This is a genomic window from [Clostridium] polysaccharolyticum (genome assembly GCF_900111595.1).
Taxonomy (GTDB): Bacteria; Bacillota; Clostridia; order Lachnospirales; family Lachnospiraceae; genus Clostridium_AI; species Clostridium_AI polysaccharolyticum.
Window position 1 is genome coordinate 15,081 of the sequence record NZ_FOHN01000004.1, and the last position, 15,393, is coordinate 30,473.

The 15,393-nt window shown below is 37.5% G+C and carries 11 protein-coding genes; 10 read left to right on the plus strand and 1 reads right to left on the minus strand.

The features are described 5' to 3' along the window. Positions 1–22 precede the first annotated feature (22 nt). The 5 genes from BMY85_RS03375 (at position 23) to BMY85_RS03395 (ending at position 6,942) form a co-directional block, all read left to right on the plus strand. Positions 23–1,609 (plus strand): sensor histidine kinase, encoded by a 1,587-nt coding sequence (locus BMY85_RS03375; RefSeq protein WP_092476475.1) that lies wholly within the window; start codon positions 23–25, stop codon positions 1,607–1,609. An 11-nt stretch (positions 1,610–1,620) separates the two neighbouring features. Beyond that, positions 1,621–3,219 carry a response regulator transcription factor gene (locus BMY85_RS03380; RefSeq protein WP_092476477.1) on the plus strand — a complete coding sequence of 533 codons (1,599 nt, stop codon included), beginning with the start codon at positions 1,621–1,623 and terminating at the stop codon, positions 3,217–3,219. A 108-nt stretch (positions 3,220–3,327) separates the two neighbouring features. Continuing rightward, on the plus strand, positions 3,328–5,010 hold the full coding sequence (locus tag BMY85_RS03385; RefSeq protein ID WP_092476479.1) for a type 2 periplasmic-binding domain-containing protein: 1,683 nt from the start codon (positions 3,328–3,330) through the stop codon (positions 5,008–5,010). An 81-nt stretch (positions 5,011–5,091) separates the two neighbouring features. Next, entirely contained in the window at positions 5,092–6,048 is a 957-nt protein-coding gene (locus BMY85_RS03390; protein ID WP_092476482.1) for an ABC transporter permease, read from the plus strand. A 12-nt stretch (positions 6,049–6,060) separates the two neighbouring features. Next, positions 6,061–6,942, plus strand: coding sequence for a carbohydrate ABC transporter permease (locus BMY85_RS03395; RefSeq protein WP_092476484.1), 882 nt, complete (start codon positions 6,061–6,063; stop codon positions 6,940–6,942). A gap of 147 nt (positions 6,943–7,089) precedes the next feature. Here BMY85_RS03395 and BMY85_RS03400 read toward each other — a convergent pair whose 3' ends face one another. After that, on the minus strand, positions 7,090–7,953 hold the full coding sequence (locus tag BMY85_RS03400) for an AraC family transcriptional regulator (protein WP_092476486.1): 864 nt from the start codon (positions 7,951–7,953) through the stop codon (positions 7,090–7,092). 161 nt (positions 7,954–8,114) lie between these two features. Between BMY85_RS03400 and BMY85_RS03405 the strand changes: the two genes are divergently transcribed. The 5 genes from BMY85_RS03405 (at position 8,115) to purF (ending at position 15,392) form a co-directional block, all read left to right on the plus strand. Continuing rightward, positions 8,115–10,256, plus strand: a complete 2,142-nt coding sequence (locus tag BMY85_RS03405; RefSeq protein WP_092476488.1) for a glycoside hydrolase family 3 C-terminal domain-containing protein — start codon at positions 8,115–8,117, stop codon at positions 10,254–10,256. An 18-nt stretch (positions 10,257–10,274) separates the two neighbouring features. Beyond that, positions 10,275–11,405, plus strand: a complete 1,131-nt coding sequence (locus tag BMY85_RS03410) for a glycosyl hydrolase family 8 (RefSeq protein ID WP_092476491.1) — start codon at positions 10,275–10,277, stop codon at positions 11,403–11,405. A 168-nt stretch (positions 11,406–11,573) separates the two neighbouring features. Then, complete coding sequence (locus BMY85_RS03415) at positions 11,574–12,839, plus strand: glycoside hydrolase family 3 protein (protein WP_092476493.1); 1,266 nt, start codon at positions 11,574–11,576, stop codon at positions 12,837–12,839. Positions 12,840–13,021: 182 nt separating this feature from the next. Next, positions 13,022–13,732 (plus strand): phosphoribosylaminoimidazolesuccinocarboxamide synthase, encoded by a 711-nt coding sequence (purC, locus tag BMY85_RS03420; RefSeq protein ID WP_092476495.1) that lies wholly within the window; start codon positions 13,022–13,024, stop codon positions 13,730–13,732. A 226-nt stretch (positions 13,733–13,958) separates the two neighbouring features. Continuing rightward, entirely contained in the window at positions 13,959–15,392 is a 1,434-nt protein-coding gene (purF, locus tag BMY85_RS03425; protein WP_092476497.1) for an amidophosphoribosyltransferase, read from the plus strand. Position 15,393 lies beyond the last annotated feature (1 nt).

Here is a 15,393-nt window from a genome sequence, read left to right on the forward strand (position 1 = left end):
AAGTCAGGGAGGAGACGAAGGAATGTGCAATAAGATAATGGGATTCCTTGATTTTCGAAAGAAAGGAAAGGTACAGTTTCTGTTTGTTCTATGTATGCTAGTACCTCTCATTGTGACGGACAGCATTACTTTTTATACAATATATCAGTCAACACAAGCGAAAACCAGACATAAAATGGAGAGCTATGCAAGTGCGGTAGAATATAGCATGACTAATCGTGTGGAAAATACGGTAGGCTGGGCGAGGAAGATTTATTTAAATAAAAATATAGAAGGGTTTCTGGAACAGGATTTTCATTCACCATTAGGTTACGTTATAAGCAGGCAGAAGTTTATGAAAGATACATTGCTAGAGAATATGGCAGATGATATTGCAAGGATGAATATATATGCGGATAACGATGGCATTGTCAATGGAGGGATGTTTGGAAGAATTGAAACCATAAAAGATTCTAAATGGTATAAGCATCTGCAGGAGACTGGCAACAATGAAATGCTGTTTCTGTATTATGATGATAGCCAATACGCAGAATCTGAAAAAAAGAGAAAATTTGTTTTTATAAAAAAGCTGAATTATTTTTTAAGAGGAAAAGAAAAAATATTGAAACTGGAACTGGATTATCGTGATATGACCGAAAGCCTGAAAAAGCTGAATTACGATTTGCCAGTTTATGTATGCAGTGGTGATACGATTTTAATATCCAATAAAATAAAGAGCAGTATGGGAGGACAATTGGAACAATTTACGGACTGGGATAAAATCGGTTATCAGAAGACGCTGCATTTGTATGGTCTTGATATAAGGATTTTTGTATTAAAGGAATGTAGATTCCGGATCGAGGATCTGATTCAGTATTTGCCAATTTCAATTGTTCTGATTCTGGTAAACCTGATTTTTCCGATTGTGCTTGTAAGTGCTCTTAACAGAAATAAGTTAAAAGAGCGAGAAATGAAGCTGGCCAGGACTAGAGCAGAACTTTTAGCGTTACAAAGCCAGATCAACCCTCATTTTTTATTCAATGCATTAGAAAGCATTAGGATGCACAGTATTTTAAAGAATGAATATGAGACGGCAAGCATGGTTGAAAAATTAGCAGTTATGGAAAGAAAAAATGTAGAGTGGGGGGATGACAGCGTTGAAATTGAACAGGAGATAGACTTTGTAAAAGCATATCTGGGGCTTCAGAAATACCGTTTTGGAGAACGGTTATCTTTTGAACTGGATGTAGATGCATCCTGCATTCATTATAAAGTTCCAAAGCTGTCAATTGTTACATTTGTAGAAAATGCATGTGTCCATGGTATTGAAAGCAAGACTGTTCCTGGATGGATTTTCGTAAGGGTATATGAGGAGAAAGAAAAACTCTGTATTGAAATCGAGGATACGGGATGTGGCATGGATGAAATTTATATGGAAAAGCTGAGGTACAAAATGGAACATGCCAGTATTGAGTCGTTAAAGGAGAAAGGCCGTGTAGGAATGATAAATGCATGTCTTCGCCTAAAAATGATTTCCAACAATGAGGTGGAATTTGAACTTGATGGTGAAAAAGGAATGGGAACCATGATTCTGATTCGGATTCCACGAAATTACGTCAGTAAAAATTAAGGAGGATAAGGATGCTTCGGGTATTATTAGTAGATGACGAACCGTTTATTTTGAAGGGACTTAAGGTTTTAATTGATTGGAATCGAGAGGGGTTTGAAATAGCAGGAACAGCATCCAATGGTGAAGAGGCTTTGGAGTTTGTCAGGCATAATCAGGTGGATCTGATTATGTCAGACATTAAGATGCCTGTTATGACGGGGTTAGAATTACTGAAAAGGATTCGGGAAGAAAACATTACAGATGCATATTTTGTAATTGTAAGTGGATATGCTGATTTTTCTTATGCCCAGCAGGCTATGCAGTATAAATGCACAAACTATATATTAAAACCGGTAAAAGAAGAAGAACTGGTTGAGGAACTTAGAAAAATAGCGAAGCTAAGTTTGCATCAGGAGCAGGAAAAAGAAGATACTAAGAAAATGGAGCAGGCCTATCTGGCAAGAAATGTAATTTCATTGATTCATGGCAATTATGATAAGCTGAATCTGCAATATGTAGAAGAAAATATGAAGCTGTCAGAACAAGTCCGTTATATTGAGATAGCATTGGATGATACAGGAATAGCAGAAGAACTTAGTGATGAGGAAAAATGGGCTTATCAAAGAGAATTGTATAAAGCATGTGTGCAGTTTTTGAAAAAATATGAAACCCATTGTATCTTTAACGTCTCAGGGCATGAGAAAGTATACGATATCGGTTTTGTATATTGTGATTATATGGCCACAGAAGAAGGAATAAATGAAGAGGAGTATTTAAAATCCTTCTTATCCTGTTTAAAGGAAACACTGAATATTCCGATTCTTATGCTGGCAGGCAAGAAAGTAAAGGGAATTGCCAATATTGCAAAATCTTATAGTACTGCCTGCATGCTGCGTTCTGTACGTGGATTCCGCGTAAAAAAAGAAATCTATGATTATGAAGATGAAGTGCAGGTAACCAATAATGGAATTGTTTTATGCAAGAAAAGCCTGGATTCTTTGCTTGCAGCAATTGAACAGAATAATAGATCTGCAATTCAAAGCAGCGTAGAACAGTTTTATGGGGAAATGCAGCAGATGGAAGTTGCAGGGGACATAGTCACATTAAATATTAATTATATTCTGTTCCAGTTAATTCATCTTGCCATATCACAGGATGATAATGTGAATCAGGAAGAAATTTTAAGATTAATCAGCGAAAGCAGTTTTGAAGAAGGAATTAAACGTGGAAGCCGTGCCCACCTGACTCGTTTTGCATATGAATATGCAGATTACCTGGCACAGCTTAGAAAAAACGTTTCACATGGAGTTTTAGCAGATATAGATAAAGAAATACGTGAACATTATTCAGAAAACATTACTCTAAAACAGCTTAGCGAGAAGTATTATGTAAACAGTGCATATTTAGGACAGCTGTTCCGGAAACGATATGGGCAGTCATTTAAGGATTATCTGATCCGTTTCCGTATGGAGCAGGCTGTAATCCGCTTAATCCGTACAGATAAAAAGATTTATGAAATAGCGGAAGAGGTAGGATATAAGGACTTGGATTACTTCGTAAACCGCTTTATTGATATCAAAGGCTGCACTCCAGCTAAATTCAGAAAACAGACAAGATGCGGGGAAATTTAAAACTATACTTTCCCCGTATTTTTCATATAGTCGCTCCGATTGTATTTCTCATGGATCGGAATAGAATATTAGTATAAGATGCAACACAAACAAAGGGAGGAATGTAGTATGAAGTTAAAGAAATTTTCGGCATTAGTGCTAAGTGCAGCGATGATTATGTCCGTTGCAGCTACAGGTTGTGGAAAAGAGAAAGGGAAAGATGCTTCCACAAATAAAGATGGAGTGAAAGAGTTTACCGCTTTCTTTGCAGTTCCAGGAACTGAAATCAATGACGATAATGAAATCCAGAAAATAATTGCAGATAAAACAGGTGCAAAAGTAAAAGAAACATGGCTGACAGGACAGACAGCAGAAGAAGCTGTTGGTACTTTAATCGCAGGTGGTGAATATCCGGATTTCATCGATGGTGGAGATGGAATGAAACAGTTATATGATGCTGGAGCGTTAGTAGCATTAGATGATTACATAGATAAATACCCAAATATTAAAGATTTCTATACAGAACAGGAATGGGATAATTTACGTCAGGATGATGGACATATCTATTGGATTCAGCAGTTTGGCAATATTTTAAATGAAGAAAAAGCAACAACTCATAATGATGAAGCATTCTGGATTCAGACAAGAGTTTTAGAGTGGGCAGGATTCCCTAAGATTAAAACAATGGATCAGTATTTCGATTTAATCGAACGTTATAATGAAGCAAATCCAACAATGGAAGATGGTACAAAGAACATCCCTTATACAATTTTATGTGACGACTGGCGTTATTTCTGTTTGGAAAATGCACCAGAATTCTTAGATGGTTATCCAAATGATGGTTCTTGTATTGTAGATCCGGAAACTAAAAAAGTTATTGACTACAATACAACAGATACAGCGAAAAAATACTTTGGAAAATTGAATGAAGAGTATAAGAAAGGAATCATAGATCCGGAATCCTTTACTCAGACATATGATGAATATATTGCAAAACTTTCAACTGGCCGTGTACTTGGCATGATTGACCAATGGTGGGATTTTGCATACACAGCCAGAGATTCCTTGAAACAGCAAGGTCTAGACAAAAAAGGCTGTGATTACATTCCACTGCCTATCACAATTGACGAAAGCGTTGAAAGCAAATGGCATTGTTCAGGCGGTGTACAAAACGTAGCAAGCGGTCTTGGCATCACTACAAGCTGTAAAGACGTTGAAGGTGCACTTCAGTTTATAAATGATTTGTTAAATGAAGATATACATACACTTCGTTTCTGGGGTGTAAAAGACACAGATTACAAAGTAGATGAAAATGGGGAATATGGACGTACACCTGAAATGAGAACAAAATGTGCTGAGACAGAATATAAAGCATCTCATGTTTGTACTTATTCCTACTTCCCACAATACAACGGAACTTTCAATGATGGTATCAATGCAACAAAACCAGAAGGACAGCCAAAAGAATTCTATGATGGATTAAGCGATAACGTAAAAGCTGTCATGGATGCATATGGTGCAAAAACATACGTTGATTTAGTTGGTACTTGTGAGGCTCCTGGTCCTTGGTATCCAATGTATTCTTACTCTAACAACATGACAACAAGTACTGAAGGTGGTACTGCATGGACAAAAATGGGTGAAATTAAACACGAATATCTTCCAAAAGTTGTAATGGCTAAAGACTTCGAAAAAGGCTGGGAAGATTACATGAAAGTGTATAACAAATGTAATCCACAGGCATTTATTGATGAAATGCAGGTAGAACTTGACAGAAGATTAGAAGTAGCTGCAAAATACGAAAATCAATAATTTGATACAGGTATCTATTAAAATGGATCAAAAACAGGCAGCTGAAACAAATCGGCTGCCTGTTTTAAAAGGAGTGAAGTTATGGCTTCGGTAGCAAAACGTAAGGCAAAACCAATTAAAGAAAAAAAGGTAAAGATTACTTTAAAAGAGGTTAAAAGACAGAAGGTACTCCTGATAGGAGCTGCCCTGATTGTAATATATGGCATCATCTTTTGTTATGTGCCACTAATTGGATGGCTTATGGCGTTTCAGGATTATAAGCCAAGAGATGGCTTTTTTCATTCCACATTTATAGGAATGGCAAAATTCCAGAGGTTATTTGAAGATCAGACATTTGTCAGGGTAATACGAAATACAGTTGGAATGGGATGTCTAAATCTGATTACCACTTTTTTAACAGCCATTGGATTTGCAATTTTATTAAATGAAATCCAGAATAAGCCTGGCAAAAAATTAGTACAGACAATTTCTTATTTACCACACTTTTTATCATGGATTATCGTTACAGGTATTTTACATGATGCACTTTCCGCTAATGGTATTATTAATACATTATTATTACATTTTGGGGTACTAAAACAACCACTTAACTTTTTTGCACATACAAAGTATTTCTGGTGGATTGTTGCATTTGCAAATGTATGGAAAGAAACGGGATGGAATGCAATTATTTATTTATCTGCAATTACATCAATTGATCCTAGCCTGTATGAAGCAGCAGCCATTGATGGTGGCGGCAGATGGGCTAAAATCAGATATATAACACTTCCAGGAATTAAGCCAACTATTATGATTCTTTTATTGATGAATGTTGGTAATGTATTAAATGCAGGTTTTGAAATCCAGTATTTATTAGGAAATGGACTTGTACAAAGAGTATCTCAGACAATTGATATTTACGTTCTGAAATGGGGTATCAGCCAGGGAGACTATGCAATTGGTACCGCAGCAGGTATTTTTAAGAGTCTGGTAAGTATCATTTTAATTGTAGTCGCTAACCAGATTGCAAAACGAAATGGTGAAGAGAGATTGTTCTAAGGAGGCAGTAACATGAGAAAAAAATCGAAAGCAGATATTGCATTCATTATCTGCAATACAATATTTATGATTGCATTCGTTGTAGTCACACTGTATCCGGTACTAAATACTCTTGCAATTTCGTTTAATAATGGTACCGATGCATTAAGAGGTGGTATCTATCTGTGGCCTCGTAAATGGACATTAAAAAATTATCACACTGTGCTTCAGAAACAGAATCTGTTGACAGGTGCTTATATTTCAGTAGCAAGAACAGTAATAGGAACATTATTGGCTTTGGTAGTAAATGCCTGGCTAGCGTTTACGATTAGTAGAAAGCGTTTCTTGTTTAAAAGAGGATTATCCTTGTTCTGGGTAATTACAATGTATGTAAATGGTGGTCTGATTCCAAACTTCTTGTTATTGAAAAGTCTTGGTATGACAAATAGTTTTGCAGTTTATGTTATACCAGGAATGATTAGTGCATTTAACATGTTAGTACTTCGTACTTATATGAATGGACTTCCAGACAGTTTGGAGGAGTCTGCTCAGCTTGATGGTGCTGGATACTTTACTGTATTCGCAAGAATTATTTCTCCTCTATGTAAACCAGTATATGCAACGGTTGCATTATTCGTAGCAGTTGGACAATGGAACTCATGGTTTGATGCTATGCTGTACAACAGAATGAGCCCGGAATATACTACATTACAGTATGAATTAATGAAATTGTTAAGTTCGGTAACAAACCAGTCAAGCTCCGTAGAATCCATGAAAAATGCGGCAGGTTCGGTAACGCCAACATCAGTTCGTGCTGCTGCGACGATTATTACAATGTTGCCAATTATCTGTATTTATCCTTTCCTGCAAAGGTATTTCGTAACAGGATTAACACTTGGTGGTGTAAAAGAATAGGAAAAGCATAAAGATTTGCTGGTTAATACAGAGTTTAGCCATTATGCATAGAAAAATCCAGAAGAATTCAGCATTAAAAACTGATTTCTTCTGGATTTCTTTTTGATGGGCTGTTATAATCTGTCAGGCATTATAAATATCCCGATTTTACCGGATAGACAAATACATATTCCGGAATTCCGTCGGGGTACACTGCTTGATTAATTTAAACATCCGGATAAATGCTGAAAGACTGGAAAATCCAGAGCGTAAGGCTACTTCTGTAATGGAGATGGAAGAATCTGCCAGAAGGATTTCAGCATAAGATATGCGCTTTTGATTCAGGTATTTATAAAAAGTCACATTGCTGAACTGTTTGAATAGCCGAGAAAAATGGTATTTGCTAAATCCTGCAATATGGGCAATTTCATCTAATGTGAGATCATCTGTACAATGTTCATTTATGTAATTGCAGATTTGGATAAATTTTTCCGTATATTCTTTTTGTTTCTGGTTGCCAGTATCAAATCGTTTTACATTTTCCGTATAGTTTCTTCCGATTAAAACAAGGATTTCTAAAAGCTTGGAATAGATTGCCGGGCTTGATAGTGAGTTATTGCTATTGTATTCCTCGCTGATATTTAATATTAATTGGTGGATCTGCTCATATATCATGGGAGCTGTATCAGGAGTGATTAAAATGGCAGGGGAAATTAGGCTAAGGGTAGATTCGACCTCAGGTATTTCTCGCAGAATGCCAATCTCAGCCTGAAAAATAATCCGTTCGCCTGTTTCGGGGGAACGAAGTGCATGGATTACACCTGGGCATATTAAAAGAATGTCACCTGTCTGCAGATCTATAATTTCTTTGCCAAGTAATGCTGTGTAACTGTTTTTTGTTGGCATTACTACTTCGATTGGCGTATGCCAGTGAGTTGGGTAATCTTCATACTCAGCGTTGTTATATAATCTTATTTGTGAGACCCTATTATATTCCACTGTTTCGTGGATTCCTGTTAAGTGTTCTATCATGATAATCCTCCATAAAGTTCTCTTATTCTATATTACCCTTTTTGGGGTTGAATGGCAAGAATTGATAGTGATTAAACAAGAATTATGATGATGGGAAACATCTGCTATACTATCATATCATTATAAGAAATACACTTTCATTAAAGGATAGGAGAGAGTATATGAGTGAACAAACAATTGCATATGCGAAAAAATTAGTAAGTCAGATGACATTAGAAGAAAAAATGAGCCAGATGTTATATAAGTCACCAGCTATTGAACGATTAAATATTCCTGCCTATAACTGGTGGAATGAAGCATTACATGGAGTTGCCAGAGCTGGTGTGGCTACGATGTTTCCACAGGCAATTGCGATGGCAGCAACTTTTGATAAAGAGTTATTAAAAAATGTAGGGGATGTTGTTTCTACAGAAGGACGTGCAAAATTTAATGCATTTTCCAATAAAGGGGATACCGATATTTATAAGGGATTAACTTTCTGGGCTCCTAATATTAATATTTTCCGTGATCCAAGATGGGGAAGAGGCCATGAAACTTTTGGAGAAGACCCATATTTGACAGCAGAATTAGGATGTGCTTATGTTAAAGGAATCCAGGGAGAAGATAAAGAACACTTAAAAGCAGCTGCCTGTGCAAAACATTTTGCAGTACATAGTGGTCCAGAAGCGATTAGACATTCCTTTGATGCAAAAGCATCTATTCGTGATATGTATGATACATATTTGTATGCATTTAAACGTTGTGTTTCCGATGCTAAGGTTGAGGCAGTTATGGGGGCGTATAATCGTGTAAATGGTGAGCCTGCCTGTGGAAGCAAAACTTTATTAAAAGACATCCTTCGTGATCAGTGGGGATTTGAAGGCCATGTAGTTTCTGACTGCTGGGCAGTTTTAGATTTCCATGAACATCATGGTGTAACAGATTCCGTAGAAGAATCTGCTGCTATGGCTGTAAAAAATGGATGTGATTTAAACTGCGGAAGTGCATTTTTGCATTTATATTCTGCTTATAAACAAGGACTGATTGATGAAGAGTCCATTACTGCTGCAGTAGAACGTCTAATGGAAGTTCGTATCCGTTTAGGCATGATGAAGGATTATCCATCACCATATGAAGATATTCCATATAGTTTAGTAGAATGTAAGGAGCATGTGGATTTGTCATTGGATGTGGCTAGAAGAAGCATGGTGCTGTTAAAAAATAATGGACTGCTTCCATTGCAGAAGGAACAGTTAAAGACAATTGCAGTTATTGGACCAAATGCCAACAGCAGAGATGCACTGGTTGGAAATTATGTTGGTACATCTTCTGAATACATTACTCCACTAGAAGGAATCCAGCGATATGTTGGAGACGATGTCCGTGTGTTATATGCAGAAGGATGCCATTTGTGGAAAGATAAAGTTGAACAGCTTGCAGATGCCAAAGACCGAATGGTAGAAGCAGTTCTGGCAGCAGAACAGTCAGATGTAGTGGTAATGTGTCTGGGACTGGATGCATTTCTTGAAGGAGAAGAAGGAGATGCTGGAAATGAATATGCAAGTGGAGACAAAAAAGATTTACGTCTTCCAGGTTTACAACAGGAATTATTAGAAAAAGTAACAGCGGTTGGAAAACCAGTGGTACTGCTTTTGTTAGCTGGAAGTGCTATGGATTTAAGCTGGGCAGATGAAAACGTAGATGCTATTATAGATCTCTGGTATCCTGGAGCAAGAGGTGGAAAAATAGCGGCAGAAGCTTTATTTGGCGATATTACTCCATGTGGAAAATTACCAGTTACATTTTATGCTTCTACACAAGACCTTCCTGATTTTGCAGATTATAGTATGGCAAACCGTACTTACCGTTATACGGACAGCAAGATTTTATACCCATTTGGATATGGATTATCCTACTCCAATGTGGAGTATGTCAATAGCACAGTAGATAAAAAAGAAGCGAATATAGGAGAGTGTATAACGGTTCGGACTGAAGTGAAAAATACAGGCAATTATCCAGTATATGAGGCAGTACAGCTTTATGTAAAAGACGTTGAGGCAAGTGTAGTGGTTCCAAAATGTGCTTTGCGTGGAATAAAAGTTGTGAAGTTGGAACCAGGTGAAACCAAAGAGGCTGCAATTACTTTAAATCCAAGAGATTTTGCACTTATTACGGAAGAAGGAAAATGTGTAGTAGAACCAGGCGAGTTTGTATTATCGGTTGGTGGCCAGCAGCCAGACAAGAGAAGTACAGAATTGACAGGAAAAACAGTATCATCCTTTACGGTTACTTTAAATGGAGAAGCGACAGAAGTAGAATTTTAAATAGAGCAGGAGGGCATTATGGAGAAAAAAACGTATCGTAATGTATTTGCTGAGTGCGGATATACGGAAGAAGAGATTGAAAAACGGGTGGAAGACACGTTTTATGAAATATTTTATGGCGAAAATAAATTTTACTGTGAAGGGGAAGCAGAAACTGGATATCTGGTGGATACAGGAAATCTGGATGCAAGAACCGAAGGCATGTCTTATGGCATGATGATGTGTGTACAGCTAGATAAGAAAAAAGAGTTTGACCGTATTTGGAAATGGGCAAAAACATATATGTATCACCCGGAAGGAGAAAACAAAGGATACTTTGCATGGTCAGTTGGTCTGGATGGAACAAAGAACAGTGATGGTTCCGCACCAGATGGAGAAGAATTTTTTGCAATGGCATTGTTTTTTGCTTCTCACAGATGGGGAGATGGGGAAGGCATTTTCCATTATTCCAAGGAAGCAAGAGATTTGTTACATGAATGCCTGCATAAAGGGGAAGACGGAAAAGGCGGAGCTGCTATGTGGGATCCGGATAACAAGCTGATTCGCTTTGTTCCGGGAATTGGTTTTACAGATCCGTCTTATCATTTGCCACATTTTTATGAGTTATTTGCTTTATGGGCAAACGAAGAGGACCGTTCATTCTGGAAAGAGGCAGCACAGGCAAGCCGTACCTATCTTCAGAAGGCGTGTCATCCAGTTACAGGTTTAAGTCCGGAATACAGTTATTACGATGGAACGCCATACGAGAAAATGCAGGATATCTTCGGAAGACATGACTGGCATTATAGCGATGCCTATCGTACCATTGCCAATATCGGTCTGGATTATGAGTGGTTTGGAGAAGGAAAACATGACTGGCACTGTGATATTGCGAATAAATTACAGAGATTTTTTGAAGAAACAGTAAAAGATAATGATAGAGCAGTGTATTCTATTGAAGGAGAAATTCTTGAACCAAAGGCATTGCATCCAGTAGCGATTACAGCGACTAATGCACAGGCTTCTTTAGCAGCGGACGGGGAGTATGCAAAACAATGTGTAGAAAAATTCTGGAATACACCTTTAAGAACCGGGGAAAGAAGATACTATGATAACTGCCTGTATATGTTTGCTATGTTAGCTTTAAGTGGAAAATACAGAATCTGGTAAAATTGAAATACAAAAGGTGAGAGATGTTAAGAAAACATACTCTCATCTTTTTTCTAGTATTCAGCTATTCATTGTGATATAATGAAGAAACAATTCATTTTCTATGGTTTATATTGACCAGTAAAAAATGTCTATTCTTACGAATAGCTGTAGTATGGAGGCTGAAAAATGAAGAAACTATTTTTTCTCGTCCTAGCAGTTTCTTTGATTGTAACTGGCTGTGGAAAAGAAAAACCAAGCAAAGAACAAGTGGATCCTATAAAACCGACGAAAGAAGTTTCTGCATCATTAGAACCAGAAGCAAGTTCTGATGCCAGCGATAATATATTGACGGATAGCAGTGAAATTACTGGCCTTGCGAAGATGATTCTTGCGAAGATGTCTCTAGAGGAAAAAATCGGTCAGATGTTTTTAGTTAATCTGGAATCGTTAGACGATTCCAAGGGAACCTATTTTGAGCATCGGGAAGTTACAAAAAAAATGAAAAGAAATCTAAAAGACTTTCCTGTAGGCGGTGTGATTTTATTTTCAAGAAATATTGAAACAAGAGAGCAAACCATAAAACTGAATCAGGATCTGCAGAAAAACAGTAAAATTCCACTTTGGACTGCGGTAGACGAAGAAGGTGGAGATATTGCAAGAATTGCCAATAATCCTAACATGAAGACAACCCAGTTTCCACCAATGGAAATAGTGGGGGCGACAGAGGATGCCGAGTATTGTTATAACATGGGAAAAACAATTGGCAGTGAAATCAGTGAACTTGGTTTTAATCTTGATTTTGCCCCAGTAGCTGATGTAAGGACCAATGAGAAGAATAAGGAGATCGGGAACCGTTCTTTTGGAAACAAAGCCGAATCTGTTGCGGAATTTGCTTGTGCAGTTGTAAAAGGAATGCAGAAAACCGGAGTTAGTGCCACCTTGAAACATTTTCCAGGCCATGGAGATGCACAGGGAGATACCCATCAGTCCAGTGTCAATATAGGAAGTGATATTAACCGTTTACGAACGGTTGATTTTGTTCCGTTTCAAGAAGGAATAAAAGCAGGCGCTGATTTTATAATGATTTCCCATATTTCCATTAGCCGCATAGCTGGAAATACTTTGCCTGCTTCGCTTAGTTCTCTTGTGATGAAAGACATTGTGCGCAGAGAACTGCGGTTTAACGGTGTGGTGATAACGGATGCAATGGATATGAAAGCCATTACGGGCCATTATCAAGCAGCAGACGCAGCACTAATGTCTATAAAGGCAGGAGCAGATGTGGTACTTATGCCAGAGAATTTTGTGAGGGCCTATAATCGGATTGTGAATGCTGTGATTAATAAAGAACTGACGGAAAGCCGAATTGATGAATCGGTACAGAGAATATTGGAAACTAAGATAAAAAGAGGTTTGATTCTAAGAGATACGGAGCTGATTTATAAGAAATAAAAATAGAACTGACAAGTTCTGCTTATGTATTCCATGAAATCAGCGAAAATTTTAGTTTTTTCGCTGATTTTATGGAAAAAAACTATTGTTTATTTAAAATGTTCTATTATAATTAATCTTGGAATATGCTTAGGCATAGAAATATTAAGGAACACTTTCAAGAAAAGGATAGGTGGCAGGATATGAAAAAGTTGGATATGCTATATGAAGGAAAAGCAAAGAAAGTTTTTAAAACTGATGTAGAAGACGTACTTATTGTTGATTACAAAGATGATGCTACTGCATTCAATGGGGAAAAGAAAGGCACAATTACTGGAAAAGGCGTTATCAACAACAAAATGACAAATTATCTTTTCAAGAAGCTTGAAGAAAAAGGAATTCCAACTCATTTAGTAGAAGAGCTAAGTGACAGGGAGACAGCAGTGAAGCAAGTGGAAATTGTTCCTTTGGAAGTAATTGTCCGTAATGTTGCAGCAGGAAGTTTTTCCAAAAAACTTGGCATTGAAGAAGGAAAGAAATTGCTTTGCCCTACATTGGAGTTTAGTTATAAAGACGATGCACTTGGCGATCCAATGATTAATGATTATTATGCAATTGCTATCGGAGCTGCTACAAAAGAAGAAATTGATACAATTACAGATTTAGTATTTAAAATTAATGACTTTTTAGTTGAGTTCTTTAGCGAATGCGGCATTGATTTAATTGACTTTAAAGTTGAATTCGGCAGATACAAAGGGCAAGTTATTTTAGCAGATGAAATTTCACCAGATACATGTCGTTTCTGGGACAAGAAAACCCATGAAAAACTTGACAAAGACCGTTTCAGAAGGGATCTTGGCGGTGTAGAAGATGCTTACAATGAAGTAGCTAAGAGAATTGGCCTTATTAAATAGAAAAATTGTTTACAAGTGAGGAAAGCTGTACTTGTTTAGCGGAAATTATAATGTTGGAAGAGGACTGGCGCCACAGAATCAGTGACGTCAATTCTTTTTTCCATAACTAAGAGGAAGCTTACACAGTTTTTCGCTAAGCAGAATGTTTTTGAGATAAGAACACTTTAGCTGGAATTTCAGTAAATTCCAAGATGTTTTAGGATTAACAAAAAAGTGAGGATAGGTCATGAGCAATATAAGCGAATTTAGAGCAGACGAACTTCATGAAGAATGTGGCGTTTTTGGTATTTATGACTTAGATGGAGGAGATATTGCTTCTTCCGTTTATTATGGTTTATTTGCATTACAGCATAGAGGACAGGAGAGCTGTGGGATTGCAGTTAGTGATACAAGCGGTCCAAAAGGCCGTGTGCAGTCTGTAAAGGGAATGGGACTTGTGAATGAAGTTTTCCATCCGGAAAATTTAAGCCAGTTAAAGGGGGATATCGGTGTAGGACATGTCCGGTATTCAACTGCAGGAGCAAGCTGTTCAGAAAATACACAGCCACTTGTGCTTAATTATGTAAAAGGTACATTAGCACTTGCTCATAATGGAAACCTGACCAATGCACCTGAACTTCGTCATGAATTAGAATATACAGGAGCTATTTTCCAGACAACAATTGATTCTGAGGTAATCGCTTATCACGTAGCGAGAGAACGATTAAATACACGGGATGTGGAATCCGCTGTTAAAAATGCTATGCTAAAAATCAAAGGAGCCTATTCCTTGATTGTAATGAGTCCAAGAAAGTTAATTGGTGCAAGAGATCCGTTTGGATTCCGTCCATTGGTAATTGGAAAACGTGATAATTCTTATGTGCTAGCCTCCGAAACATGTGCATTAGATGCAATCAGTGCAGAATTTGTACGTGATGTAGAGCCGGGGGAAATCGTGACGATTAGCAAAGACGGTATCAAATCGGATAAGAGCCTTCAGATAAAGAAATCTGCAAAATGTATTTTTGAGTATATTTATTTTGCGAGGCCAGATAGTTATATAGATGGTGTCAGCGTCTATAATTCCAGGATTATGGCAGGAAAAATTCTGGCACAGACACATCCATGCAAGGCAGATATTGTCCTTGGGGTTCCAGATTCAGGAAATGCGGCTGCCATGGGATTTGCATTGGAGAGTGGAATTCCGTATGGCATGGGATTTATTAAAAACAGTTATGTTGGCAGAACCTTTATTAAGCCAAAACAATCGGTTCGCGAATCTGCTGTAAAAATTAAATTGAATGTATTAAAAGAAGTTGTCAAGGGAAAGAGAGTTGTTATGGTAGATGATTCTATCGTTAGAGGAACAACTAGTGAAAGAATTGTACGGATGCTGAAAAATGCAGGAGCTACGGAGGTTCATGTAAGAATCAGTTCCCCGCCATTTTTGTTCCCTTGCTATTTTGGGACAGACGTACCATCTAGCGACCAGCTGATTGCACATAAAATGTCAATTGATGAAATCTGCAAGATGTTAGGTGCCACTTCCCTTGGCTATTTGGATGTAAATCGTTTAGCTGAATTAATTGAAGGGGATGATGGTTACTGTGATGCCTGTTTTACAGGCAATTACCCAGTAGAGCCGCCAAAAGAAGATATACGTGGAGAATATGACCAGTAGG